This window comes from Streptomyces ovatisporus (assembly GCF_042653885.1).
Classification (GTDB): Bacteria; Actinomycetota; Actinomycetes; order Streptomycetales; family Streptomycetaceae; genus Streptomyces; species Streptomyces ovatisporus.
The window spans coordinates 107,349-131,686 of the sequence record NZ_JBHSFH010000002.1 but is presented as its reverse complement, the minus strand read 5'-3'; the positions used below and the strand labels follow the sequence as shown (position 1 = coordinate 131,686).

At 71.5% G+C, this 24,338-nt stretch carries 19 protein-coding genes and 1 riboswitch; of the genes, 9 read left to right on the top strand and 10 right to left on the bottom strand.

The window, feature by feature from the left end:
* Positions 1-46: 46 nt before the first annotated feature.
* Positions 47-239: riboswitch (cyclic di-AMP (ydaO/yuaA leader) on the top strand.
* A gap of 7 nt (positions 240-246) precedes the next feature.
* Positions 247-1,335, top strand: a complete 1,089-nt coding sequence (locus ACFPA8_RS00865) for a C40 family peptidase (protein WP_386440676.1) — start codon at positions 247-249, stop codon at positions 1,333-1,335.
* A 252-nt stretch (positions 1,336-1,587) separates the two neighbouring features.
* Here ACFPA8_RS00865 and ACFPA8_RS00860 read toward each other — a convergent pair whose 3' ends face one another.
* Positions 1,588-1,941: a hypothetical protein gene (locus ACFPA8_RS00860; protein ID WP_386440673.1), complete on the bottom strand. Its 354-nt coding sequence runs from the start codon at positions 1,939-1,941 to the stop codon at positions 1,588-1,590.
* Positions 1,942-2,032: 91 nt separating this feature from the next.
* The gene (locus tag ACFPA8_RS00855; RefSeq protein ID WP_386440670.1) at positions 2,033-3,238 is read right to left on the bottom strand and encodes a cytochrome P450 family protein; all 1,206 of its coding nucleotides are present in this window, start codon (positions 3,236-3,238) and stop codon (positions 2,033-2,035) included.
* Between the two features lie 361 nt (positions 3,239-3,599).
* Between ACFPA8_RS00855 and ACFPA8_RS00850 the strand changes: the two genes are divergently transcribed.
* Positions 3,600-4,874 carry a hypothetical protein gene (locus ACFPA8_RS00850; protein ID WP_386441150.1) on the top strand — a complete coding sequence of 425 codons (1,275 nt, stop codon included), beginning with the start codon at positions 3,600-3,602 and terminating at the stop codon, positions 4,872-4,874.
* Between the two features lie 246 nt (positions 4,875-5,120).
* Positions 5,121-5,660: a DoxX family protein gene (locus tag ACFPA8_RS00845; RefSeq protein ID WP_386440667.1), complete on the top strand. Its 540-nt coding sequence runs from the start codon at positions 5,121-5,123 to the stop codon at positions 5,658-5,660.
* Between the two features lie 103 nt (positions 5,661-5,763).
* Here the strand turns inward: ACFPA8_RS00845 and ACFPA8_RS00840 are convergent, their stop codons facing one another.
* Positions 5,764-6,081, bottom strand: a complete 318-nt coding sequence (locus ACFPA8_RS00840) for a hypothetical protein (protein WP_386440665.1) — start codon at positions 6,079-6,081, stop codon at positions 5,764-5,766.
* Positions 6,078-7,664, bottom strand: coding sequence for a PspC domain-containing protein (locus ACFPA8_RS00835; protein ID WP_386440662.1), 1,587 nt, complete (start codon positions 7,662-7,664; stop codon positions 6,078-6,080). Before ACFPA8_RS00835 ends, ACFPA8_RS00840 begins: the two co-directional genes overlap by 4 nt.
* Before the next feature lie 200 nt (positions 7,665-7,864).
* Here ACFPA8_RS00835 and ACFPA8_RS00830 point away from each other — a divergent pair, with 200 nt between their 5' ends.
* From ACFPA8_RS00830 to ACFPA8_RS00820, 3 genes are all read left to right on the top strand, one after another.
* The gene (locus tag ACFPA8_RS00830; RefSeq protein ID WP_386440659.1) at positions 7,865-9,232 is read left to right on the top strand and encodes a PspC domain-containing protein; all 1,368 of its coding nucleotides are present in this window, start codon (positions 7,865-7,867) and stop codon (positions 9,230-9,232) included.
* Positions 9,229-9,957 carry a LuxR C-terminal-related transcriptional regulator gene (locus tag ACFPA8_RS00825; RefSeq protein WP_386440656.1) on the top strand — a complete coding sequence of 243 codons (729 nt, stop codon included), beginning with the start codon at positions 9,229-9,231 and terminating at the stop codon, positions 9,955-9,957. The genes ACFPA8_RS00830 and ACFPA8_RS00825 overlap by 4 nt, the downstream gene beginning before the upstream one ends.
* A 114-nt stretch (positions 9,958-10,071) precedes the next feature.
* The gene (locus tag ACFPA8_RS00820; RefSeq protein ID WP_386440653.1) at positions 10,072-10,713 is read left to right on the top strand and encodes a hypothetical protein; all 642 of its coding nucleotides are present in this window, start codon (positions 10,072-10,074) and stop codon (positions 10,711-10,713) included.
* A gap of 124 nt (positions 10,714-10,837) precedes the next feature.
* Here ACFPA8_RS00820 and ACFPA8_RS00815 read toward each other — a convergent pair whose 3' ends face one another.
* The gene (locus ACFPA8_RS00815) at positions 10,838-11,218 is read right to left on the bottom strand and encodes a peptidase inhibitor family I36 protein (RefSeq protein ID WP_386440651.1); all 381 of its coding nucleotides are present in this window, start codon (positions 11,216-11,218) and stop codon (positions 10,838-10,840) included.
* 773 nt (positions 11,219-11,991) lie between these two features.
* On the opposite strand from ACFPA8_RS00815, the gene ACFPA8_RS00810 reads away from it, so the two are divergent.
* Both ACFPA8_RS00810 and ACFPA8_RS00805 read left to right on the top strand, forming a co-directional pair.
* Positions 11,992-12,993, top strand: coding sequence for a slipin family protein (locus tag ACFPA8_RS00810; protein ID WP_386440648.1), 1,002 nt, complete (start codon positions 11,992-11,994; stop codon positions 12,991-12,993).
* Between the two features lie 98 nt (positions 12,994-13,091).
* Entirely contained in the window at positions 13,092-13,619 is a 528-nt protein-coding gene (locus ACFPA8_RS00805; RefSeq protein WP_386440645.1) for a DinB family protein, read from the top strand.
* Between the two features lie 47 nt (positions 13,620-13,666).
* Here ACFPA8_RS00805 and ACFPA8_RS00800 read toward each other — a convergent pair whose 3' ends face one another.
* Together ACFPA8_RS00800 and guaA are read right to left on the bottom strand one after the other, a co-directional pair.
* Positions 13,667-14,278 (bottom strand): Uma2 family endonuclease, encoded by a 612-nt coding sequence (locus ACFPA8_RS00800; protein ID WP_386440642.1) that lies wholly within the window; start codon positions 14,276-14,278, stop codon positions 13,667-13,669.
* 127 nt (positions 14,279-14,405) lie between these two features.
* Positions 14,406-15,980, bottom strand: a complete 1,575-nt coding sequence (guaA, locus tag ACFPA8_RS00795; protein WP_386441147.1) for a glutamine-hydrolyzing GMP synthase — start codon at positions 15,978-15,980, stop codon at positions 14,406-14,408.
* Between the two features lie 444 nt (positions 15,981-16,424).
* Here guaA and ACFPA8_RS00790 point away from each other — a divergent pair, with 444 nt between their 5' ends.
* A complete protein-coding gene (locus tag ACFPA8_RS00790) occupies positions 16,425-16,784 on the top strand; it encodes a chorismate mutase family protein (protein WP_386440640.1) in 360 nt (119 codons plus the stop codon).
* 818 nt (positions 16,785-17,602) lie between these two features.
* On the opposite strand, the gene ACFPA8_RS00785 is transcribed toward ACFPA8_RS00790, so the two are convergent.
* From ACFPA8_RS00785 to ACFPA8_RS00775, 3 genes are all read right to left on the bottom strand, one after another.
* Positions 17,603-19,504: a GMC oxidoreductase gene (locus ACFPA8_RS00785; RefSeq protein WP_386440637.1), complete on the bottom strand. Its 1,902-nt coding sequence runs from the start codon at positions 19,502-19,504 to the stop codon at positions 17,603-17,605.
* 114 nt (positions 19,505-19,618) lie between these two features.
* The gene (locus ACFPA8_RS00780) at positions 19,619-21,262 is read right to left on the bottom strand and encodes a succinic semialdehyde dehydrogenase (protein WP_386440634.1); all 1,644 of its coding nucleotides are present in this window, start codon (positions 21,260-21,262) and stop codon (positions 19,619-19,621) included.
* A gap of 153 nt (positions 21,263-21,415) precedes the next feature.
* A complete protein-coding gene (locus ACFPA8_RS00775; RefSeq protein ID WP_386440633.1) occupies positions 21,416-24,337 on the bottom strand; it encodes a protein kinase in 2,922 nt (973 codons plus the stop codon).
* Position 24,338: the final 1 nt, after the last annotated feature.

The following is a 24,338-nucleotide window of genomic DNA, read 5'->3' as shown; positions in this document are numbered from 1 at the left end:
GCCGTGCCGGACGGCTCGCACCACTCGTCGGCGAAAGCGTCGGCACGGGCCGTTCCCGCCGAGTCCGGCCGGTATGTCCGCCGGAGCCGGGGACCCACCGCGTACGCGCAGGGCCGTGTACGCACCCGGGGTGAATCGGGACGTACGCGCCGCAGGAACAAGGGCGCACGTCCCGTAGGGCAGCCTTCCGAACGCCCGAACCCGTCAGCTAACCCGGTAGGCGGCACACGGAAGGAGTTGCCGGCCTTGGCGTCCCATCGCAAGCCGCGCACCCGGATAATCCAGTCCGCCGCGACGAAACGCGGAGCGCTCGGCGTCACCACCGCCGCGCTCGCCGCCGTCTCGCTCCTCACACAGAGCGCGCAGGCGGCCCCGGACGACGGCAAGCCGTCGCTCTCGGAGGTCAAGAAGAAGGTCGACGAGCTCTACCAGCAGGCGGAGAGCTCGACGCAGAAGTACAACGCCGCCAAGGAGAAGACGGACGCACAGCGGGCCGAGGCGGACAAGTCGCTCGACGAGGCCGCCGAGCGCACCGCGGAACTGAACGAGGCGCGGCGCACGCTCGGCAACTACGCCACCGCGCAGTATCGTTCCGGCGGCATGTCCGAGACCGCGACGCTGCTCCTCACCGAGGACCCGCAGCAGTTCTTCCAGCAGTCGCACGTGCTGGACCGGATGTCGGGCCGTCAGAAGGAAGCCGTCTCCGACTTCGAGAAGCAGCAGAAGGCCGCCGACCGTGAACGCAGGGCGGCCACGAAGGAACTCACCGCGCTCACTTCCGCCCAGAAGGAGCTGAAGAAGAACAAGCAGGAAGTCCAGGGCAAGCTCGCGGAGGCCCGGAAGCTCCTTTCCGAGCTGACCGCCGAGCAGAAGGCGCGTCTCGCGGCGGCGGAGAAGAGGAAGCAGGAGGCGGCCCGCAAGGCGGCCGAACGGGCCGAGGCGGAACGCGAGAAGGACTCAGGCGGCGGCAGCCCGGGTTCGAACGCCTCCCAGGCCGAGAAGGTCATCGGCTTCGCGAAGGAGCAGCTGGGCAAGCCGTATGTCTGGGGCGCCACAGGGCCGAGCTCGTTCGACTGCTCGGGGCTGACCATGGGGGCCTGGAAGGAAGCCGGGGTCTCGCTGCCCCGTACGACCTGGGACCAGGTCGAAGTCGGCACCAAGGTCTCCAAGTCGCAGATGCAGCCCGGGGACCTGATCTTCTTCTACGACGACATCAGCCACGTCGGCATCTATGTGGGCAACGGCCAGATGATCCACGCCCCGAAGCCGGGTGCCGAGGTGCGGTACGAGTCGATCGACACGATGCCGTTCCACTCGGCCAACCGTCCCGGCTGAGCCGGAGGCCGAGCGCGGGCCCTCCTTCGGGCCGGACGTCTCTCATCGCCCTGTCCCCAGCTCGTCCGGACGGGCGGGGCGATGAGCATCCACCTGTCCTGCCGGCTCTGGCCGTGGCGATCGCGAGGGCGCCGCGCGCCCCGGCGATCCGCACCGCCGAACGGCGACCGCTGGCACATCGGGTCCACCGGGTCCACCGGGAACACCGGGGAACACTGCACGGCCGCAGGACCGCCCCGGATCAGGCGAACCTCAGGTCCAGAGCACCGCGATGAAGATGTTCGCCGTCGTCAGAGCACCCACCGTGCCGAACAGTGGAGCCGCGACCTTCTCCTCGTCCCGCTTGACGTAGACCAGCCCGAGGATCACCACGAGCAGCGCGAGCTTCACGCCGATCTTGAAGTTGTCGACCGGCTCGTCGGCGGCCTGGTTGAGCCCGACAAGCACCATGCCCGTCACCAGCATGGTGAACGCGCCGTGCAGCATGCCGGGGACGAAGCGCGCCTCGCCCGTACGCATCGCTTTCATCTGGAAGAAGAAGCCGCCCAGCAGTGCGGCGATGCCGATGATGTGCAGGCCGACGAAGACGTTGATGAGTATGCCCATGCCGGGAGCGTAGCCAAGTGCCCCGGCGGGCCCGGGGAGTGGCCCGGGCTCCCCGTGACACCGGTCGCCGGCCGTGGCGGGCGCCGGAGGCTCACCAGCGCACCGGCAACTCCCGTACACCCCTGATCAGCATGCCCGGCAGCCAGGACAGGCCGGCTTCCTCCGCGTCGGGAGTCAGGCCGGGGAAGCGTTCCAGCAGCGACCGGACCGCGATGCGTCCTTCCAGCCGTGCCAGCGGCGCGCCCAGGCAGTGGTGCAGGCCGTGTCCGAACGCGATGTGCCCGCGTGCGTCACGGCGGATGTCGAACCTGTCCGGTTCCGCGAAGCGCACCGGGTCCCGGTCGGCGTCGGCCATGGCTATCAGGACGGGAGACCCCTCCGGGATGGTCGCACCTCCGATCTCCACGTCCTCGGCGGCGAGGCGTTCCGTGCAGGTCTCCACGGGTCCGTCGTAGCGCAGCATCTCCTCGACCGCTCCGTCGAGGAGTCCGAAGTCGGCGCGCAGCTCGGCCAGTTGGTCGGGATGGGCGAGGAGAGCCCGCACACCGTTGCCGATCAGGTTGACCGTCGTCTCATGGCCGGCGACGAGCAACAGGACGGACATGCCGACGAGTTCCACGGGCGAGAGCCGGTCCCCGCCTTCGTCGACGGTGTGGATCAGGCCGCTGAGCAGATCCGCACCGGGGTTCGCACGCTTCGCCTCGATCAGTCCGGAGAGATAGACCGGCACCTCTTCGTAGGCGCGGGCCTTGGCCTGTGGACTCGTCGGCGCCACCATCTCGTTGGACCAGCCGCGGAAGGTCTCCCGGTCCAGTTCCGGCACGCCGAGGAGTTCGCAGATCACGGTCATCGGCAGCGGGAACGCGAACGAATCGATCAGGTCGGCGCGCCGCTCCTGCTTCGCGAGCATCGCGTCCAGCAGTCCGTCGGTGATCTGCTGGACGCGCGGGGCGAGCGCCTCGATGCGTCGCGGCGTGAACTCGCGCGCCACGAGCCGTCGCAGGCGGGTGTGGTCGGGCGGGTCCGACATCAGCATGTGGGAGAGCGCGGTCCGGTCCGCCCCGTTGTCGATGAGCTGCCCGACGTGCGGCGAGTTGAGCCAGTCCCGGCTCAGCCGCGGGTCGGTGAACGCGGCACGGCACGCCTCGTGGCCGACGACGAGCCACAGCTCCCGGCCGGCCGGGTCGCGGACGTGGTGGACCGGTCCCTCGGCCCGTAGTCTCGCGTAGGCCGGGTAGGGATCGCGTACGAAGTCAGGGCTGAGCTGCGCGAGTTCGATGACGGGTCGACCGGCCATTCCCGTACCCCCTAGGTCAGTGTTCCCCCGCAGCAAGCTAGTTGCGCCGTCGCCGCAGATGCAGGCCGCTTTCGGACAACTCGCCGCACTTGCAGCGAAGTTCTGGAAACGGATACCGAATGGGCGTCCTGTGCCGGGCTCGGGGAGATCACGTGAGGGCTCTTCGGCCGTCGGCGTCCACACCTGCGGTGACCTCACACGGACGGGCGACGAAGCCGCCCCTGCGGCGTCGACAGGGCCTGTCGTAGGGCACAATGCGCCTTTCACGAACGGTGTTTGAGAGGCGGGGTGCACAGTGGCCGTGGACACGGCACGGGACGGCACGACAGGCAGCGGCAGCACGAGCGGCGAGACCGTCTCCATGCGCAAGTCCGCGCCCGCCGAGACCCCCTCCGGTACGCACTCGACGCGCTGCACGTGCGGCGACTGCCCGCACGGTGCGCGTGAGGGCCACCGGAACGCACTCTCGTCCTTCCGGCAGCGGCGCGACGAACTCGCCGCGGGCGAGGGCCTCCCCGCCGCCCTCGCGCACTCCCCCGGCGCCTCACGCCAGTGGGTGTCGGACGAGTTGACGCGTGCCGCACGTACGGTCGCCGAACGCAGCCGCGAGGAGGGTGCGGTACGGCTGGCCGCGCTGTGGCGTCACACCGTCGTCGCCGTGTGGGCGGCCGTGCTGGCGCTGCTGCTGGGGCAGTTGCTCACCGCGGTCTCGGTCGGCTGGTCCGCCGCCCGTACGGCCTCGCTCGTCGCCGCGTGCGTCTGCGCCGTGCTGCTCTCCGGCGCCGCCTACCTGCACCGGGCACGCGGCGGCGCGCTCGCTCCCCTCATCGGCGAGGACAACCGGCTCTCCACCTCTCGGACCGTCGCGGCGACCTGGATCGTCTTCGCCGTGTACGACGTTCTCGTACTCGCGCTCGAACTGGCCGGGCGCTCCGGCCGGGCCGAGCGCCGCGAACTGCTGGAGGGGCTCGAACTCTCGTACGGCGCCGGGCTGTTGACCGTACTCGCGCTCAGCTGTGCCATAGCGGTCTTCGTCCGCAGAACCGTTGCGGTGCGCGTACAGCACCAGCGGCTGCAGAAGGTGCGCGCCGACCGGCCGCGCGCTGCCGACCTGCTCACCGACGACGCCGGCCGCGGCTCCTTCTGCGACGTGCAGTTCGTGCTGGTGAGCACCGTCGCCGTCGTCTTCGCGGCGGTGCGGCTGGCCCGGCAGCCCGACCAGCTGCCCGACCTGCCGTGGAGTCTGGCCGTCCTGGTCCTCGTCTCCGCCGCCACCTACCTCGCGGGCAAGTACGCGGAAGGCGGCCGCCCCGTGGTGCTGTCGGTCGTGCGGGCCCGCGAGATCGGTGACCTGCACGCGCCCATCCGCACCGGCGACGACATCGAGATCCGCGGGGCCGGGTTCGTGCCCCCCGGTTCGGACGAACCCGACCGGCTGGCCCGGATGGTGGTCCGCGTGGGCTCCGTCCACGTTCCCGTGCCGCTCATCCCCGTCGGCGGGGGCTTCGCCAACCCCACCGATTCGACCCTGACCGTTCCCGTCCCGGTGGAGGTCGAGCCGGGGCGGGTCGAGGTCCAGGTCGTCACCGCGGCCGGCGTCGAGACCAACCGCTACCCCATCGACGTCGCCGACTGACGGCACCGTCCCCGGGCCGGGGCGCGCCGGGCCGGGGAGCGGCGGGCCGGTTGGTCCGCTCTGTCGCGAATCACCTGTCCCAGAGCGGCGTGCGGCGCTCAGGTTGTGCTCCTGACCGTGCATAACGGGTGTACAAGCGACCTCGGCCGCGTACCGTGTCCACTCCTGCCCGGCCGAACAGGCATGCGGCAGTGGCAGTGGAGTAGCTGCGACAGCGGCAGCACCTGACGGAGGCGGGGACGCGAGATGGCTCTGACGGACAGCACACCCGGCAGCCACGACGTTGCGGTCAGCGGACCGCCCGGGAGCCTACGGGCCAGAGCGTCCAAGTACGCCCTCCTCCCCCTCCGCCTCTTCCTCGCCGGCACGTTCATCTACGCCGGACTGGACAAGATCCTCGACCCCGCGTTCCTCGCCGCCAGTGGTGCCGGCTCGATGGCGGAGACGCTGGAGTCCTCACGCGGCTCCGCCGCGATCCCCGCGCTGATCGACCTCGCGCAGAACGACCCCCGCGCCTTCGGCATCGCCATGGCCGCCGGGGAACTGGCCGTGGGCCTGGGCACGCTGGTCGGGCTGTGGACCCGGCTCGCCGCCTTCGGCGGGATGCTGATCTCCCTGAGCCTGTGGCTGACGGTCAGCTGGGCGAGCGACCCGTACTACTTCGGCAACGACCTGCCGTACATGATGGCCTGGACCCCGCTCATCTTCGCCGGGGCGCCGCAGTTCTCGCTCGACATGGCGATCTCCCGCAAGCGACGGCGCAGGGGCAGGCACATCTTCGGGTGAGACCGCACGCGGCGGAGCCGGGCCGTCCCACGGAGGCCCGGCGGTCCGGCGGCCCCGGCGGTCCGGGTTCCGCCCGGTTCAGCCGCCTGCCGGCCGGGCCCGCTCAGCCGTTGTCCGGGCCTCCGGCCCCGCCGTCGCTCTCGCCGTCCGCGGACCGCGCGTACCCGGTTCGCAGGTCGTCCACCGGCATCGCTCCCAGCGCCTGCGGTGGCCGTCCGCGCTTCCTCCGCAGGTGACGCCGTACGGCGAACGTCGTCCACGCAGTGAACGCCGCGAGAGTCAACGCGACCGGCATCGCCGCCAGTTGTGCCCATACGGGCACCTTCCACTCGCCGAGCGCGTCCAGCACGTACATCACGGCGCCGCCGATCAGCAGCAGTCCGAGCAGCAGCCGGGCCGGTTCGAAGCGGTGCCGGTTCACGGGACCGGCTCCGGGGCGCGCTCCGGGACCGGCTCCGGGGCCGGCACCGGGGCTCTCCGGCCGGGGCCGGTGAAGGCTTCGCCGTCGGGGCGTTCCCCGGACGGCAGCGCCCGCACGATCTCCAACTGGCCGGCCTCCGTCTCCACCGACAGCTCCACCGTTCCCGCAGGTGCGCCGCCCCCGACCGGCGCGAGCGTCGCCCGCTGCTGCCTGTCGAAGCCGCTGAGCCTGCCGACGACACTCCCGCCGCCGGGGTCGCTCTCGCTGTACTCCCGGACCTCCCCGACGCCGACACGGGCGTCCAGCACGACGGTCACGTCGGACGGCACGATCACCCTCAGCGTACCGACGCCGAGCTCGGCGCTCGTCCGTACGGCCTTCTCCCCCTTGCTGAACTGCACGTTGCGCAGGTCGAGTTCACCCATTCCCGCGTCCAGCCGGTACGTGCTCCGGACGTCGGCTGCGGAGGCCGGCGTCCACACGACGCTGCGCCAGTCCGTACCGATGCTCTTCGGGATCAGCGACGCTCCCGTCAGCATCACGGCGGTGACGACCACCATGAAGACGGTGCCGAACCCGACCCGTCCCGCGAAGGCGCTCACGACGAGCCCCAGCCCGTACACCGCGAGCGCGCAGGCCAGTCCGATCGTCAGGCTGGTGCCGAGCGGACGCGACTCCCATTCCGAGAAGGTTCCGACCACGGCGGCGGCGGAGGCCAGCATCGAGATCAGACCGCCGAGCGGACGCCCACGCCGCTCGCCCCGCCACCGCACCGCTGCTCCCGCGAACCCCCGGGCGGGACTGGACGCTCCCTGGTCGGCCGGCCCCCACAGGTAACCGGAGTCGCCGGAACCGTCCTTCGTCAACGGCTCCCGCCACCACGACGGCATGCCCGGCACGGGCGGAGCCTGCGCCTCCGGCGGAGCGTCGGCGACGGCGTGCGCCGTGGTCGGGTCGACCGGCGCCCCGACCGCCTCGGCGGCCTCCGCCTCGCGGCGGTGCCGGGACCAGTACGCGGCCCCGAAGACCGCACCGGCGATGAGGAGGGAGAAGGGCGTGCTGCTGTTGCCGAGGGAGGCGAGGAAGAGCCCGCAGCCGACGAGCGCGACGAGGATCGCGGAGAGCGTCGTGCCCTCCACGCGCCCCGACAGCAGCCACCGGGCCTCGTTCTGCTGCTCGCCCTCGGCGGGGATGAGCAGCCAGGCGAAGCCGTAGAAGATCAGCCCCAGTCCGCCGACGACGGACAGGACGACGAGCGGGACGCGGAAGACCACCGGATCCAGGTCGAAGTAGCGGCCCAGACCCGCGCACACGCCGCCGGCCACCCTGGGACGCCGGCTCCGGGTGAGCCTGGGCGCGTGCGGGCCCGCCGGATCGGGCCGCTCCGGCTGAGGTCCCGCTCCGGCTGCGGCTTCCGCTCCGGAACCGGACCCGGCCTCGGCGGCGGACCCGGAGCCCGGCCCCCGTCCATGGGCTCGGCCTTCGCCCCCTCGCGGCTCGTCGTGTGCCGCTGCCGCCGCACCACCGTCCCCCGCCCCCTGCGGAGGCGGCGGCTGGGGCGACGCGTGCTCGTCCTCGGTCATGCGCCCCATGGTGACCTCTCCCTCCACCCGGCACATCGGGGCCCGTCCCCCACCGGTCCCTGATTTCGGGCTGTCCCGGGAACGGGGCCGGGGCGAGGGGCGACGACCCCGCCGCGGCCGCAGGAGGCACCACCACCACAGGGACGGATCAGGGAACAACCCTGATGACCCCTGCCTCACACCCGTGTGACGATCGGAGCATGACCCCCGCCTCGTCGACTGCGAGCGCACCCCACGCGCCCGGCGGCAGACCCCCGCCCGCCGACGATCCCCACTCGCCGCCCCCGCTGCGCAAGCTGTACCGCAGCGCCGAGGGCCGCATGCTCGGCGGCGTGGCGCGGGGCCTCGCAGGGCATCTGGGGCTTCCGGTCTCGTGGGTGCGCGTCGTCTTCCTCGCCCTGGCCGTGACGCACGGCCTGGGTGTGCTCCTCTACGCGGGCTTCTGGTTCGTCGTGCCGCTCGGTACGGGCGGGGTCGACGCGGACCGCCGGGCCGCCGCCGACGCCGCCGCCAAGGCGGAACGCGTGCAGAGCCGGCCCCGCCTGCGCGTGCGCAAGCCCGACAAGGGACAGCTCGTGGCCGTGGCGGCGCTGCTGGTGTGCGCGGCGGTGCTGGCGGACAACCTGCAGTTCGGCCGGATCAACACCTACGTGTGGCCGATCCTCCTGATCGGACTCGGCGTCGTCCTCGTCTGGCGTCAGGCGGACGACGCACGCCGCGCCCACTGGGCCGAAGTCAGCCGCCGCCGGGGACTCCTGCCGCTCGCCCGCAGCGCGGCGGGCGTCGTACTGGTGGCCGCGGGGGTCAGCGGCATCGTGCTCGTCCAGGGTTCGGCCCGCCACCTCGGCCCCGTCCTGCAGGCCGCTCTCGCCGTCCTCGTCGGGGTGGCACTGCTCGCCGGGCCCTATCTCGTACGGATGATGCAGGATCTGTCCGAGGAGCGGCTCATGCGCATCCGTGCGCAGGAACGGGCCGAAGTCGCCGCGCACGTCCACGACTCGGTGCTGCACACCCTCACCCTGATCCAGCGCAACGCCGACGACGCCCGCGAAGTCGCCCGCCTCGCCCGCGCCCAGGAGCGCGAACTGCGCAACTGGCTGTACAGACCGCAGGGCGACGGCAAGGACGAGGACGACAGGCCGACGACCCTGGCCGAAGCCGTCAAGGCGGCGGCCGCCGAGGTCGAGGACGACCACGGTGTCCCCATCGAGGTCGTCTGCGTCGGCGACTGCCCCCTCGACGAGAAGCTGGACGCCCAACTGCAGGCCGCACGCGAAGCGATGGTCAACGCCGCCAAGTACGGTGGCGGTGGAGGCACCACCCATGCCCCGGCCCATGGGGGAGGCGCCGTCCAGGTCTTCGCGGAGGTCGAGGGACGTACGGTCTTCGTGTCCGTACGGGATCGCGGCCCCGGCTTCGACCTGGAATCGGTGCCCGCGGACCGCATGGGGGTACGCGAGTCCGTCATCGGCCGCATGCAGCGGCACGGCGGTACGGCCCGGGTCCGCTCGTCGCCGGGCGAGGGGACAGAGGTGGAGCTCGAGATGGAGAGGGCGGCGGAATCGTGACCGACGAGACAGCAGGCACCCAGGACGGCCGGGGCCCCCAGGGTGCACCGGGCGGCGGCCCGGGCCGTGAGGTCCAGGTCGTCCTGGTCGACGACCACCGCATGTTCCGCGCGGGCGTACAGGCCGAGATCGGCCGGACGGAGACCACCGGTGTCGACGTCGTCGGCGAGGCCGGTGACGTGGAGCAGGCCGTCGCCGTCATCACCGCCACCCGTCCCGACGTCGTGCTGCTGGACGTCCACCTTCCGGGCGGGGGCGGCGTGGAGGTGCTGCGGCGCTGTTCCTCGCTGATGACGGGGGGCGAGTCCGCCGTGCGCTTCCTCGCCCTGTCCGTCTCCGACGCCGCGGAGGACGTCATCGGCGTCATCCGCGGCGGCGCCCGGGGCTACGTGACGAAGACGATCACCGGCTCGGACCTGGTCGACGCCGTCTTCCGCGTCTCCGAGGGCGACGCGGTCTTCTCGCCCCGCCTCGCCGGCTTCGTACTGGACGCCTTCGCCTCCACCGACGCCCCGCCCGTCGACGAGGACCTGGACCGGCTCACCCAGCGCGAACGCGAGGTGCTGCGCCTGATCGCCCGCGGCTACGCCTACAAGGAAGTCGCCAAGCAGCTCTACATCTCGGTGAAGACCGTCGAGTCGCACGTCTCCGCGGTCCTGCGGAAGCTCCAGCTCTCCAACCGCCACGAACTCACCCGCTGGGCGGCGGCCCGTCGCCTCGTCTGAGGTCCCCGGCCCCGGCAGGGGACCTCCGAACGCCCGGCCGGAGATCTTTCGTTTCTGTGACGCCCTCGGCCGGCACCCCGCCGCAGCCACTCCGGCACCCCTACCATCACGGGCATGTCCCGACCGCAGTGGAAGCGCCTCACCCGTGACATCGCCCTCGTCGTCGTCGCACCGCTGGTGCTGGCCGCCTTCGGGCTGGGGCATCCGGGCGGGCTGCGACCGCACAACGCCGCGCTCTGGGCCGAGCTGCACATCTGGCTGCTGCCGGTGTGGCCGCTCCTGGCGCTGGGCCTGGTCGTACCGCTGTGGGGGCGGCCGTCACGTGACGCCGCCGGAGTGGCCACGGTGGTCGCGTGGATCGCCGGCTTCGGGTACGCGGTCTTCTACACCGGGCTCGACGCCGTCGCGGGCATCGCGGCGGGCATCGCCGAGGAGCACGGGGGCGCGCATCCGCGCAAGGTCGTCAACCCGCTCTTCCACACCGGTGACGCCCTCGGCCAGGCGGGCGTGTGGTGCCTGGCGGTGGGCGTGATCGCCGCGTCCGCCGCGCTGTTCATGCGGTACGGGCCGCGCGTACTGCCCGGGACGGCGGTGCTGCTCGTGTGCTGCTGGTCGTTCTTCGACAGCCACATCTTCCACCCGCGCGGTGTCGTGACGATGCTGGGCTTCGCGCTGGGCTTCGTCCTCTGGGTCTGGACGGCGACGGCTCGTCCGGCGAGGGACGGCCGTGCGCCGGGGGCCGCTCCCCCGGTGTGAGGACGTGGTGTGAGGACGTGGCGTGAGGACGTGATGAGAGGGCCGGGGTACGGGCAGCGGCAGGGCCGCCGCCCCGATACGCCGGGACGGCGGCCCTCCTCCGGATCAGCAGTCCTCGTCCGGATCAGCAGTCCTCGACGGAGCTCACCTGGCCGGCGATGCCGGCGTCGAGGTCCATCGCGGCACCGTCCGGGATGAGCAGGAGCCGGTTCTCGTACCCGGCGTCCTTGTAGAGGCACCAGTTGTCACCGGAGATGTTCTTCACCGAGAACACGTGGTCGTTCAGGCCGCCTGCCACACCGCCCAGGTCGTAGACGCCGTCGGCGAGAGACAGGTGGCTGCCGCCTCCCTGCACGTCGTGGTAGATGCAGAACTCCGACGGGTCGCACGGCCACGTGGCCGGGTCCGAGGTGGTGCTCGCGCTTGCGGAAGCCGGCACGGCGAAGACCGCGGCGCCGAGAGCCGCCGCAGCGGTCAGGGCGAGGCGGCGCATACGAATGGTCATTCGTGTATTCCCTTCCTGCGAGGGAGATTCCCCGTTTTCGTGTCGGCGCGACGGTTCTCTTCCTCCACCGCGCCGCCTTGAACACTACGACCGTAGCACCGATTCGACGTCTTTCCGCAATTGAATTCCGGAAGCCACCCGGATCGAATTCGGATTCGCACAGCCGCGTCCAGGGTCGTACACGAGGCCCGGCGGGGAGTCCGGCTACTGCACCATCCGCGAGCCCCCGCTCCGCCGCCCGCATGAAGCGACTTCCCTGGCCGGAGCGGCCCACCCGGTACGAGGAGGTTCCGTCCTTGGCGATCGGGGCCCACACCACGTGCTGTTTCGACGGGCGATTTGGATTCCGTTTCGAGGCGTTCCGCATCGAACGTGAGCCCGGTTCACGTCGTCACCGAGCGGGAGTCCGGGAATTCCGCTTCCGGCCACCCGCGAAGGAAATGGAATCGCCGTCCGAATTTCTTCTCACTCGGCACAGCGAGGCAAATTCACCGACGCCGGTACGTATGACATCCAATTGTGGAGGCCCCGTAGAGACTCCGCTGAACCCTTTTCCGTAAATGCACCGGCCCTCGCCCGTCGGCAGACACCGGAAGCCGTCCCCTGGGGGCGGTTCCCACCCCACCCGCGCACCCCGCTGCGTCACCGCATGTGACGGGATTCCTACGCCGTGAACCGATACGGCCGGGCCTCCGAGACAGAGCTACCGTTAAGTGAGGTTCATACCTGTTTGCCCGGACTTTCATGCGGCAGAGCAGTTCAGGGAGGCCGTGATGATCGTGGACGTAGTGGTCGGCGTGATCGTGGCTGTGGTGGTGGTGGGCGCGTTGCTCCTCATGTCCGCGGCCCGCGTGGTCCGCCAGTACGAGCGGGGGCTGGTCTTCCGGCTGGGGCGGTTGCGGCCAGGCATCAAGGAGCCCGGTTTCACTCTGATCGTGCCCGCCGTCGACCGGATGCAGAAGGTCAACTTGCAGGTCGTCACCCTGCCCGTGCCCGCTCAGGAAGGCATCACGAGGGACAACGTGACCGTGCGGGTCGACGCGGTGGTCTACTTCAAGGTCGTGCACCCCGCGGACGCGATCATCCGGGTCGAGGACTACAGGTTCGCCGTCTCGCAGATGGCGCAGACGTCCCTCCGCTCGATCATCGGCAAGAGCGAGCTGGACGATCTCCTCTCCAACCGCGAAAAGCTCAACCAGGGCCTCGAGTTGATGATCGACAGCCCGGCGGTGGAGTGGGGCGTCACGGTGGACCGCGTCGAGATCAAGGACGTGTCGCTGCCCGAGACGATGAAGCGCTCGATGGCGCGCCAGGCGGAGGCGCAGCGCGACCGCCGGGCGCGGGTCATCAACGCGGACGCCGAACTGGAGGCGTCCAAGAAGCTCGCGCAGGCCGCCGAGCAGATGTCGGAGACCCCCTCGGCGTTGCAGCTGCGTCTGCTTCAGACTGTCGCTTCCGTCGCGACGGAGAAGAACTCCACCCTCGTGCTGCCCTTCCCCGTCGAGCTGCTGCGCTTCCTCGAGACCCCTCACGACGGGGCGTCGGCGCACAACAGCGGCAACGGCGGCAACGGCGGCCGTACCAGCACCGCGCAGGACACCCGTGGACGCCCCGCTCCGGAGGTGACCCTGCCGCCGGAAGCCGCCGTACCGGAAGGCCCCGCGCCCGGAGCCATCCTGCCGGAGGACTCCGAAGCGGCCGAGGCCGCGGCGGACGACCTCGCGGCTCCCGCTCCGGAGGAGGAGGCGCCGCCGAGGCACCGTGCCAGGCCGTAGCCCGGATGCGGACGACCTGAACAGGACGGCGGCAGGGATTTCAGGACAGGACGGGGGAAGCCGCCCGTCTCGCCACGGCTCCGTGCGACGCTGACCGCATGACGACGACACCGGACGGCCGTGCCATCCCTCCCGTGCACGCCGGCGAACGCGCCATGCTGGAGAGCTGGCTGGACTTCCACCGCGCCACGCTCGCCCTCAAGTGCGAGGGCCTGGACGACGTCCAGCTCCGTACGGTCTCCGCCGAACCGTCGCCCATGACCCTGCTCGGTCTCGTCCAGCACATGGCGGAGGTCGAACGCAGCTGGTTCCAGCGGGTGTTCGCCGGACTGGACGTTCCGAAGGTCCACGAGGCGTGCGGTGACGACGGGTTCGCACTCTCCCCCGACCGGGGCATCGGCGAAGCGCTCGCCGCCTGGCGTCAGGAGATCGCACGCGGACGGGAGTTCACGGCGCACGCCTCCCTCGACGACGCGGGAGACCTCCCGGACGAGGACGCGGCGTACATGGGCGACAAGAGCGTCTCCCTGCGCTGGATCCTGATCCACCTCATCGAGGAGTACGCCCGCCACAACGGCCACGCGGACCTGCTCCGCGAACGCATCGACGGAGTCACCGGCGCCTGAGGGCGGTACCCGGGGCTCGGCGAGGCGGGCCGTCCATGCGAGACCGCCTACATGTGGTCGATCTCGGTGAGGTCGATGTCCACGTCGAAGGGCACGGACAGCTTCAGGTGATCGTGGTGGATGCCCGTGACCGCGTAGACCATGGTCGTCGGGTCCAGTTCGTAGACGTAGACCACCGGGCGCTCGCCGTCGCCCGACATCTCCACGCGCCAGAAGTGCGGGATACCCGCCCGCGCGTACTTGTGCGGCTTGGTGTCGCGGTCCCGTTCCTCTGAGTCCGGGGAGACGACTTCGACAGCGAGCACGACATCCGCCACGTCGTACCGCGTCTGACGGCGGCTGGTCACGGCCTCGGCCCGCACCACTGAGATGTCGGGCTCGGGCGCTGTCCGCGGGCTCAGCACCACCGTCATCTCACGCTTCACGCGCAACTCATCGGGAACGGTGCGGCGCAGCCCCATTTCCAGCAAGTACATGGTCAGCGAATGAAAATCCCGCTGCGGGCTCACGAAGACCAGACTCCCGTCGATCAACTCGGTGTGCGGCGGGAGGCCGGGCAGAGTGAACAGGTCGTCCACGGTGTAGCCCTGCCGAGGTGGCACAGGCCACGAGGCGGCTGACGCTTGCTCCTCGGAGGCGGGCACGGGCTCGGCGGTCATGATTCCTCCCATGGACGGGATTCTTGAACCAGAACCCACAGTAGCGGGTGGGAACAGCAATGCCGTCGCTCAAACGGATGAGCGACGGCACCGTGGTTGACGCGAGGGTCGACGCGGTCCTACCGCGTCACTCCCACTCGATCGTGCCCGGCGGCTTGCTCGTGATGTCGAGGGCGACGCGGTTGACGCCCGGCACCTCGTTCGTGATCCGGGTCGAGATACGGGCCAGCACGTCGTAGGGCAGCCGGGACCAGTCGGCCGTCATCGCGTCCTCGGAGGACACCGGGCGGAGCACCACCGGATGCCCGTACGTACGTCCGTCCCCCTGGACGCCCACCGAGCGCACGTCGCCGAGCAGCACGACCGGGCACTGCCAGATCTCGCGGTCCAGCCCGGCCGCCGTCAGCTCCTCGCGGGCGATGACGTCGGCCTCCCGCAGCAGGTCGAGGCGCTCGCGCGTGACCTCGCCGATGATGCGGATGCCCAGCCCCGGCCCCGGGAAGGGCTGGCGCTGGACGATCTCCTCCGGCAGGCCCAGCTCCTGGCCCACCATGCGGACCTCGTCCTTGAAGAGCTGCCGCAGCGGCTCGACAAGCTGGAACTCCAGGTCCTCGGGGAGCCCGCCGACGTTGTGGTGCGACTTGATGTTGGCCGCGCCCGTGCCGCCGCCGGACTCGACGACGTCGGGGTAGAGCGTGCCCTGCACGAGGAAGGCCACGTCCTCGCCGGCCGCCCCGGCCTCCGCCACGAGTTCCGCCTGCGCCTGCTCGAAGACCCGGATGAACTCACGCCCGATGATCTTCCGCTTCTGTTCCGGGTCGCTGGCTCCTGCCAGCGCGGACAGGAAGCGCTCGGAGGCGTCGACGACCTTCAGCTGTACGCCTGTCGCCGCCACGAAGTCCTTCTCGACCTGCTCCGTCTCGCCCTTGCGCATCAGCCCGTGGTCCACGTACACGCAGGTCAGCTGGGTGCCGATGGCCTTGTGGACGAGCGCAGCGGCGACAGCGGAGTCCACGCCGCCCGACAGCCCGCAGATGGCGCGCTTGCTGCCGACCTGCCGGCGGACGGCCGCCACCTGCTCGTCGACGATGCTCTCCGTCGTCCAGGTCGGCGACAGCCCCGCACCCCGGTAGAGGAAGTGCTCCAGCACCTGCTGCCCGTGAGTGGTGTGCATGACCTCGGGGTGGTACTGGACGCCGTACAGCCGGCGCTCGTCGTTCTCGAACGCGGCGACCGGCACCATGTCCGTCGACGCGGTGACCGTGAAGCCCTCCGGCGCCTCGGAGCAGGCGTCGCCGTGCGACATCCACACCTGCTGACGGGAGGGCGTGCCCTCGAAGAGGGTGGAACCCGGCCTGGAGACGATCAGGTCCGTACGCCCGTACTCGCGGCTCCCGGTGTTCGCGACGGAACCGCCGAGGCTCTGCGCCATGAGCTGGAATCCGTAGCACAGGCCGAGAACGGCGACGCCCGCCTCGAAGAGCGAACGGTCGAGGGACGGAGCGTCCTCCGCGTACACGGAGGAGGGGCCGCCCGAGAGGATGACCGCCTTCGGCTTCTTCGCGAGGATCTCCGCCACCGGCATCGTGCTGGGCACGACCTCGCTGTAGATACGGGCCTCGCGCACGCGGCGCGCGATCAGCTGCGCGTACTGCGCGCCGAAGTCGACCACGAGAACGGTCTCGGTGGTCCCGGCCCCCACAGCTGTGTCGGGAGCGGTGACGCCTTCCGGGGAGTCGCCTTCCGGCGGGACGGGCGCTGAAGCCACGGAGCAGCTGCCTTTCGGCCTTACGGCGGTGGAGCGGTGCGGTGCGTCGGACGTACGCGATCAGAGCTCGCGTCGCAGGTCGCACTCGGGGTCGTACGACCGATTCTAACGGGACCGGGGGCTGCTCCCGATTGGCCTCCACGGGGCCGCCGGGGCATACTGCCCGCATGTTCGAGCAGACCACGCGCGACCGGATCCGCTTCTGGTTCACCTATGGCATCGGCCCTTCCGGCTGCCGTGGTGAAGCTGCTTGAGCGAACCGACAAGCGACTTACCGGGCGCCCCGGGCCGATCAAGGCCCGGGGCGCCGGTCGTTTCCGCTTCCCGGTCCACGAGCCCCGGACTCCCGGAAGGTACGGCCCGAGAACGGAGAGAGCCATGAGCAGCGGAACGAAGACCGGTCCTGCCGGGGGAACCGGCCCGGCCACGGACACCGGCGGGGACGCGGTCCCGGCGACCGGCGACCGGACCGGTACGGACGTCCCCGGTGGCGTGCGTGAACGCATCGACGAGCTGGACCGGCGGATCATCGCCCTCGTGCAGGAGCGGAGAGCGGCCTCGGCCGACGCTCGGCGGACGCGTGCCGACGCGGGCGCCGGGCACGCAGAGGCCGCTCCCCAGCCCGAGGGCGAGGGCGGACTCGCACGTGAGATGGAGATCCTCAAGCGCTACCGCCGCGAACTCGGCCGCCCCGGCACGCAGCTCGCGATGACGCTGCTGAGCCTCTCGCGCGGCTGACGGGAAGGGATTCAGACGCAGGGCGAAGTCCAGGCCCGTGCACGGGCCTTGAGGGCCCTCCGAGATGAGCCGTCCCGCCGCCGGAGGGCACCGTGCCGGGGCCGGCGCCCTGGCAAGGCGGTGGCGCGGCGGTCACCCGTACGGTGCGTTACCCGGTCTGTGAAGGCTTCGTTGGTCCCGGTGTCCCCGATGTCAGCCGGGCGCCAGGCGGATCGGGGCGGCGCCATCGCAGCGATGAGACGCCCGTTTCTCCCGTGAGGCGGAGGCGGCAGTGTCGTGGGACCTCGTTGCGGCGCGAGTGACCGGTCAGCAGGGGACAGCAGCCCGGTCACGCCCCCTCTCCGCGCAGGCGGGGAGAGAGCGGCCGGTTCGGGGGACGCCCGGAACCGGCCGCTCCGCGGACCTTCGCCCCCGTTCACGCCGAGGTCGGCGCACGGAGGAATTCGGAAGATTTCCCCCCGCCGGTAAAAGTTCCGGCCGGCCGGTACGGATCAAGTGACGGAGTGGCGCGAACTGCTTGCGTACCGCGCGGCACATCGACCACGATGCACGAGCGAACTCCCTTTGACCACATAACTGTTGACGGGCGCGGGCCGCGATCTGCCCTGCTCCGGACAGCAGCCAGGCGGCACTACCCCCCGGTGCCGCTCCTCCAGCGCGGGCGCTGCCCTGACGTCCGAGCTGGCCGAAGGGCCCCGCGGTCGCCGCCCACCACCCACCCGGCCGGCACCACGGGGCCCTTTCGCAGTCCGCTGCACGGAGCCGTACGTGTACGTCGTACGTCGTGCGGAATCGCTCTCGCTACGACGGCGGCACCGTCACTGCTCCGCGGGCCCGGCCGCCCCCTTTGCCGGAGCGTTCACGGACGCTTCAGCAGAATCCGGCACGGCTGCCGTCCCTCCGCCGTCCGCCTTCGCCGCGCTCTTCGGCACCCGCGGCACCGGCAGCATCGTCAGACGGAGCGCCGCGAACGCACTCTCGGGCACGACAGGTTGACGCGGCGGCACCGGTTCCAGACGCACGTACTCGGCTCCCTGTGCCGGACGCCCGTCCTCCTCGCCCTTGTTGGGCCACAGCGACATCGCCCGTTCCGCCTGCGCGGTGATCGTGAGTGCGGGGTTCACGCCCAGGTTCGCCGAGACGGCCGAGCCGTCGACGACGGAGATGCCCGGGTGCCCGTACAGCCGGTGGTAGGGGTCGATGACTCCGCTGCCGGCGTCGGCGCCGATCGGACAGCCGCCGAGGAAGTGGGCCGTGAGCGGAGTGCCCATCACCTCACCGATGTTGGCTCCGGCGAAGCCGTTGATCTCCTCGGCGAGGAGCCGCGCCGCCTCGGAACCCTCGGGGATGTGGGCCGGGTTGGGCGCGCCGTGCCCTTGACGGGCCGTCAACAGGCCCTTCCCCAGGCCCTTCTGCTTGCGGTACGTCGTCAGCGAGTTGTCGTGGGTCTGCATCACCAGGCCGATGATGATCCGCTCGGACCATTTCCGTCCGGACAGGGAGCGTACGAAGAGGTTCGGGTGCCGCAGGCAAGTGAGGATGTGGCCGAGGATCTTGGGCAGCTTGGTGTCGTGGTTGACCTGGAGGGTCGTCAGCGCGCTCATCGCGTTCGAGCCCCTGCCGTAGCGGACGGGCTCGATGTGGGTGTGTTCGTTCGGGTGGATGGAGGAGGTGATGGCGACGCCCCGCGTGAAGTCGAGCGGGCGGCCGTCCTTCCACTTCTTCTTGTAGCGGCGCTCGATGGTCTGCGCCCCCACCAGCGCCTCGGAGTTGGTCCGTGTCAGCTCGCCGAGCCTGGCCGACAGGCGCGGCAGCGTGCCGGCGTCGCGCATGCGGTGCAGCAGGGTCTGCGTCCCGTACGTACCGGCCGCGACCACCACCTTCCCCGCGCGCAGCACCTTCGCGGGGCCCTTGCGCTTGTCGGTGGCGACGCACGTGACGGCGAACCCCGCACCGTCCGGCAGCTCCTCGACCTCGCGGACGGTGGTCATCGGATGCACGACGGCGCCCGCCTTCTCCGCGAGGTAGAGATAGTTCTCGTTGAGCGTGTTCTTCGCGCCGCGGCGGCAGCCCGTCATGCACTCGCCGCACTCCGCGCAGGCCTTGCGCGACGGTCCGGCGCCGCCGAAATAGGGGTCGGGCACCTCGCCTCCGGGCTCCGCGGTGGCCGTGCCGTCGGCGTCCTGGCCGTCCCCGAAGAAGACACCGACGGGCGCCATGTGGAAGGTGTCTCCGACGCCCATCCGCTCGGCGGTCCGCTTCAGGTGCTCGTCGGACGGCGTCATCGTCGGGTTCAGCCGGACACCGAGCATCCGCTGCGCCTGGTCGTAGAAGGGGCGCAACTCCTCCTGCCAGTCGGTGATGTGGCACCACTGGCGGTCCTCGAAGAAGGCGGGCGGCGGGACGTACAGCGTGTTGGCGTAGTTGAGCGAACCACCGCCGACGCCCGCTCCCGCGAGGATCATGACGTTGCTCAGCAGGTGGATGCGCTGGATCCCGTAGAGGCCGAGCGCCGGGGCCCAGAGGTAGTTCTTGGTGTCCCAGGAGTTCTTCGGCAGCGTCTCCCGGGTGAAGCGGCGGCCCGCCTCCAGCACGCCGACGCGGTAACCCTTCTCCGTGAGGCGCAGAGCTGACACGGAACCGCCGAAGCCGGAACCGATGACAATCACGTCGTAGTCGTGCGAATCGCCCTCGTTCTGGGCGGAGTTCTCCTCGGACACGGTGTGCCTCCGGTGCGAGTGGTGCGGCTCGGTCGTCTGTCGTTTCTGGGCGGGCTGCCGAGTGCGCCGCCGGGACGTGCACCGGTCTGCCGGCGCCGCCCCGGGCGGCTCCCGTCAGCGGAAGCGGAGCGCCTTGAGGGCCTTGAGCGAGACGCTCATGAAGGCGGCGTACTTCTCGTCGTTCATGCCGAACGAGGGGGCCATGGGCAGCACTCGCTGGTGGGCCACGGTCTGCGGCTCCGTGTACTTGAGGATGCCCTCCGAGCCGTGCCGCCTCCCGATGCCGGACTCGCCCATGCCGCCCATCGGTGCCTGCACGCTGCCGTACGCGGCGGCGTAGCCCTCGTTGACGTTGACCGTCCCTGCGCGGAGCCGCGCCGCGACCTCGCGGGCAGTACGCCCGTTGCCGCCCCAGACACTCGCGTTCAGGCCGTACGGCGTGGAGTTGGCCAGCTCCACGGCCTCGTCCACGTCCGCGTAGCGGTACACGGAGACGACGGGACCGAAGGTCTCCTCGGAGCACACGGCCATCGGCGACTCGACGCCGTCGAGGATGGTCGGCTCGTGGAAGAGAGGGCCGACGTCCGGGCGGGCACGGCCGCCTGCGAGTACCTTCGCCCCCTTCGCGACGGCCTCTTCCACGTGCCGGGTGACGTTCGCCAGCTGCTTGTCCGAGACCAGGGAGCCCATGTCCGCACCGAAGGCGAGCGACGAGCCGAGTGTCATCTGCTGCGTACGGGCGACGAAGCGCTCCAGGAAGGCGTCCGCCACCGACTCGTGCACGTACAGGCGCTCGATCGATATGCACAGCTGACCGGCGGAGGAGAAGCAGCCGCGCACCGCGCCGGCCGCCGCCTTGTCCAGGTCCGCGTCGGGCAGCACGATCATGGCGTTCTTGCCGCCCAGCTCCAGCGAGCAGCCCACCAGGCGGGCGGCGGCGAGCTGCGCGACGCCGCGGCCCGTCTGCGTGGAACCGGTGAAGGAGACGTAGTCGCCGCGTTCGACGACGGCGGGACCCACCACGGGGCCGTCCCCGATGACGATCTGCCACACCTCCTCGGGCAGCCCCGCTTCGATGAGGAGGCGCCGCGCCCACAGCGCGCTCAGCGCGGTCTCCGTGTCCGGCTTCATCACGACGGCGTTGCCCGAGACGAAGGCGGGGAGGGCGTCCCCGACGGAGAGTTCGAGGGGGTAGTTCCAGGGAGCGATCTGCCCGACGACGCCGCGGGGGTGGCGCAGTTCGGTCACCTTGGTCAGTACGGGGATCGCACCGGTGTGCCGCTTCGGCCGCAGATAGGCGGCGGCGCGGCGTCCGTAGTGCCGGGCGGCGACGGAGACCGCCTGCACCTCTTCGTGCGCGTGGAGCCGGGTCTTGCCGGTCTGCAGCTGGATCAGGTCCAGCACCTCGTTCTGCCGCTCGAGGACGAGGTCGTGGAAGCGGAGCAGCACGGCGGCGCGCCGCCTCACGGGCGTGGCCGCCCACGCGCGCTGAGCTTCGCGCGCACGGTCGAACGCGGCGGCGACGTCCTCGGGGGTCGCCTCGGGCAGTTCGGCGAGCTGCTCGCCTGTGAAGGGAGTGTGAGTGGGCGTACGGCCACTGCCCCTCACCCCCTTCGTGAGGCGGGCGACGAGGTCAGGGGTGACCACCTCGGCAGCGGTGCGCACTCCCGCGGGCGCGGTGGCCACGGGATTGCCCGTCGCGCTGCCTTCACCTGCGCCGGTGCCCTGTTTCTCTCGCGTGTCCTGCGTGTCCGTCATGCGGCAGAGACTACGACCGCGGAAACGCGCTGCATACCCGGCGGTAACCACTTTCACCGAATCCGCCAGTGAACGCTGGCACAACGGCCACGGGGCGGCGGGGGCGGGGCGGGGCCCGCGGGGGCGGGGCGGCCGTGCATACGGCGCCGCCGTTCAGCGTCGCGTCGCCCGGTAGGTGTCGGCGACGGCCTCGAAGTGCCGGTCGATCTCGGCCTTGTTGCTCTTCGAGCCCATCACCAGCAGCAGGTGGTAGCGGCCGTCGAGGATCATCGCGCGGTTGCGGGCGTACACGTCGCGTCCGCCGTCGCGCCAGCTGAACGTGCCCTCGGCCATGGCGGTGGCGCCGACGTCGATGCGGCGCAGACCGGTGGTCGAGGCCCACTCCGACGCGCGGTACGCCGCCAGTTCCGGCTCGTCGTCGCTCTGGTAGGCCATCGGGTCGTCGCCGTACTTCTTCGTGCTGTCCCGTCCGTTGACGACCACCATCTCGACCGGGCCACCGTTGTACCGGACCTGTCCGCGGCCGGTGGTGGAGCGGCGGTCCCACTCGCGGGGCACCGCGATCTGGAAACCGGCGGGATCCCGGCTCAGCTTGTAGCCCTCGGGGACCTTCCCGCCGGGCCCCGGGTTCTGCGGCTTGTCGGCACCGCCCTTGCCGGCTCCCTCGCTCCGGCCGCCGTCCCCCTGACCGGAGTCGCCCTGACCGGCGCCGTCGTCGCCGGGCTGCGGGGGCCGGCTCTCGCCGCCCACCGAACCCCGTTGCTGGTTCGAGGCGCCGTCCGTGCCGTCCTTGGGCATGAACCACATCGCGTACAGCACCGCACCCGTCAGGCCCAGTAAGACCAGCCCGAGGAGCAGACGCCCCAGCTTGAGCGGACTGCCGCCGGCCCGCCCGCTCTTCTTCTCCCGCACGCGCCGGGACCGTTCCCGTACGGGCGGGGCGGCGGCGTGCGGAGGCGGCGGCGCGGTGGCGGCGAAAGAGGCGGGAGGGGCAGGAGGAGCCGGAGGAGCGGCCGTCCCGGGAGGATCGGCGGGCGCCGTGGGAGGGGGCGCCGTGGGAGGGGTCGCCGTGGGAGGAACGGATCTCGTGCGCTTCGGCCTGCTCCGCTTCTGCCGCTTCCGCTCTGCCGCAGCGGCACGCCTCTCCGCACGCCGCCTGCGGACGAGCTCGCCGCGTCTGCGCAGAATCGGCAGCCGCCGCGGATCGGACGGACCGCCCGTCTCCAGGGATGGCGCGTAGACCGTGTGCCAGCCCGCGTCGGGCTCCGGCGCCGAACGCACCAGAGAACGCAGCCAGCCTCGCAGCTCCTCGAAGTCCGGGCGCTCCGTGGGGTCCTGACGCATCAACGACTCGACGACCGGACGCAGCGGGCCGCAGTCCTCCGCGAAGGCCGGCGGCTCGGCGCAGACCATCTGCACGAGCTCGGCCACGTCGTCCTCGGGATAGGGAGCGTGGCCCTGGACCGCGCGGAAGAGCAGCACGCCCAACGCCCAGAGATCGGCCGCGGGGCCGACGGGCGGGGCCAGCCGCCAGTTCTCGTACACGGGTCCGGCCTGCTCGGGGGCCCACCGCTCGCTGACCGCGCCCACGACCGTCATGCGGGCGTGCCGCGCCCGCTCGGCTGCCAGCGCGGAGGTGGGGCCGCGGAAGTGTTCTCCACCGTCGTCTTCACCGGACAGGCCCCAGGCGGGGTTCTCCTCGTCCGGTTCCGCGGGGTACGCGTCGTCTTCCGCGTCGTACGGGACGAGATCGCCGGTGAACTCGTCGGCGTACGCGCCGTCCTCGGCGCACCCGGCGTCCCCGCGCTCCTGCCCCGGATGCGCGGAGGCGGTGTCCGACCGCCAGGAGGCCCTGACAGGAAGGCTGTTGGGCGGACGCGAGCCGGGCAGGTCGCTGGGGCTGACCTCGTCCTCCCCCGCGGGGAGCCAGCGAACGCAGTCGTCCGGCGCGGGATGGGCCCCGTACGGCCCGCGTCCCTGGCCCGCACCGTCGGCGCCGTGGACGTGCTCCTCGTCGTGGCCGCGCTCCGCATCCCCCGCGCGAGCTGCGGCGGCACGCCGGGTGCCGGCCTGGTAGGCGGCTATCGCGCTGCTGCGCGGGCCGCGCGTCCCGCGCTCGTACCCGCCCCGCGCGGGCGGTCCGGGCGGCTCCGTGGACGGGTCCGCGCCGCCGGGTGCCGGCCCCTGGAGGCCGAATATGCCGCGCGGGCTCTGCGGCTCCTCCCAGCGGGGCGATTCGGGAGCGGGAGGCGGCGCACCGCCGGGAGAGGCGTGATCCCCGCCGTACGGCTCGTCCTCCTGCCTCGCGTCGAAGCCCTCCGGCAGAGGAGTGTCCGTCCACACCCCGCGGGAGGGGCCGGGCGCCCCGCCGGGGCTCGACGCACCGTCGGCGTCGTCCTGACCCCGCAGAGAGGGGTCCCCGGGGATGGCGCCGGTCGGCGGCAGCGGTGCCGGGCCCGCGTCCGGGAGGGGGTTGTAGCCGCAGAGGGCTTCCTCCGCGGCGCCCACCGCGAGTCCGGTGAGCAGAGCGCGTCCGTCGTCGCAGATGAGGACGGTGCGCGCGGTGACGTTCCGGTGCGTCCAGCCGTGTGCGTGCACGGTGCGCAGCGCGGTCAGCACGTCCGCGGCGATCTCCGCCGCCCGGTGCGCCGTCAGCGTCTGGTCCTGGAGCAGCGAGGCGAGGGGTGTCGCCGGCAGCAGCTCGCTGACGATCCACAGCCCGTCGCCCTCGACGAAGACGTCGAAGACCTGGTCGAGCCGCGGGTGGTCCGGGATACGCGCGGCAGCGACAGCCGCCTCGACCGCCCGGCGCACTGCCGGGTCCGCGGGTCTGCGGGTGGCACGGCCGACGGAACCGCGGAAACGTCCCTCCCCGGCGGCACCGCCCGGAACACCGTCCCCGACGAACTCCGCGTCGACGACCTCCGGCAACGGGATCTGACGTACGAGCACTTCCTGTCCGCTGGCGGTGTCGTACGCCACCGACTCGGCCAAGTAGTAGGCGTCGGCCGGGGGTTGCGGCAAGCGATAGCGATCGGCGAGCAGCCGCCCCGCCTTGCCGGCGTAGTCCTCCACG

Bases quoted from the DNA above. Each gene is read 5' to 3' on its own strand.
- ACFPA8_RS00790 (WP_386440640.1), top strand. From the start codon at position 16,425: ATGAGCAGCGGAACGAAGACCGGTCCTGCCGGGGGAACCGGCCCGGCC.
- ACFPA8_RS00850 (WP_386441150.1), top strand. From the start codon at position 3,600: ATGCGCAAGTCCGCGCCCGCCGAGACCCCCTCCGGTACGCACTCGACG.
- ACFPA8_RS00830 (WP_386440659.1), top strand. From the start codon at position 7,865: ATGACCCCCGCCTCGTCGACTGCGAGCGCACCCCACGCGCCCGGCGGC.
- ACFPA8_RS00800 (WP_386440642.1), bottom strand. From the start codon at position 14,278: ATGACCGCCGAGCCCGTGCCCGCCTCCGAGGAGCAAGCGTCAGCCGCC.
- ACFPA8_RS00845 (WP_386440667.1), top strand. From the start codon at position 5,121: ATGGCTCTGACGGACAGCACACCCGGCAGCCACGACGTTGCGGTCAGC.
- ACFPA8_RS00815 (WP_386440651.1), bottom strand. From the start codon at position 11,218: ATGACCATTCGTATGCGCCGCCTCGCCCTGACCGCTGCGGCGGCTCTC.
- ACFPA8_RS00855 (WP_386440670.1), bottom strand. From the start codon at position 3,238: ATGGCCGGTCGACCCGTCATCGAACTCGCGCAGCTCAGCCCTGACTTC.
- ACFPA8_RS00805 (WP_386440645.1), top strand. From the start codon at position 13,092: ATGACGACGACACCGGACGGCCGTGCCATCCCTCCCGTGCACGCCGGC.
- ACFPA8_RS00810 (WP_386440648.1), top strand. From the start codon at position 11,992: ATGATCGTGGACGTAGTGGTCGGCGTGATCGTGGCTGTGGTGGTGGTG.
- ACFPA8_RS00820 (WP_386440653.1), top strand. From the start codon at position 10,072: ATGTCCCGACCGCAGTGGAAGCGCCTCACCCGTGACATCGCCCTCGTC.
- ACFPA8_RS00860 (WP_386440673.1), bottom strand. From the start codon at position 1,941: ATGGGCATACTCATCAACGTCTTCGTCGGCCTGCACATCATCGGCATC.
- ACFPA8_RS00780 (WP_386440634.1), bottom strand. From the start codon at position 21,262: ATGACGGACACGCAGGACACGCGAGAGAAACAGGGCACCGGCGCAGGT.
- ACFPA8_RS00835 (WP_386440662.1), bottom strand. From the start codon at position 7,664: ATGACCGAGGACGAGCACGCGTCGCCCCAGCCGCCGCCTCCGCAGGGG.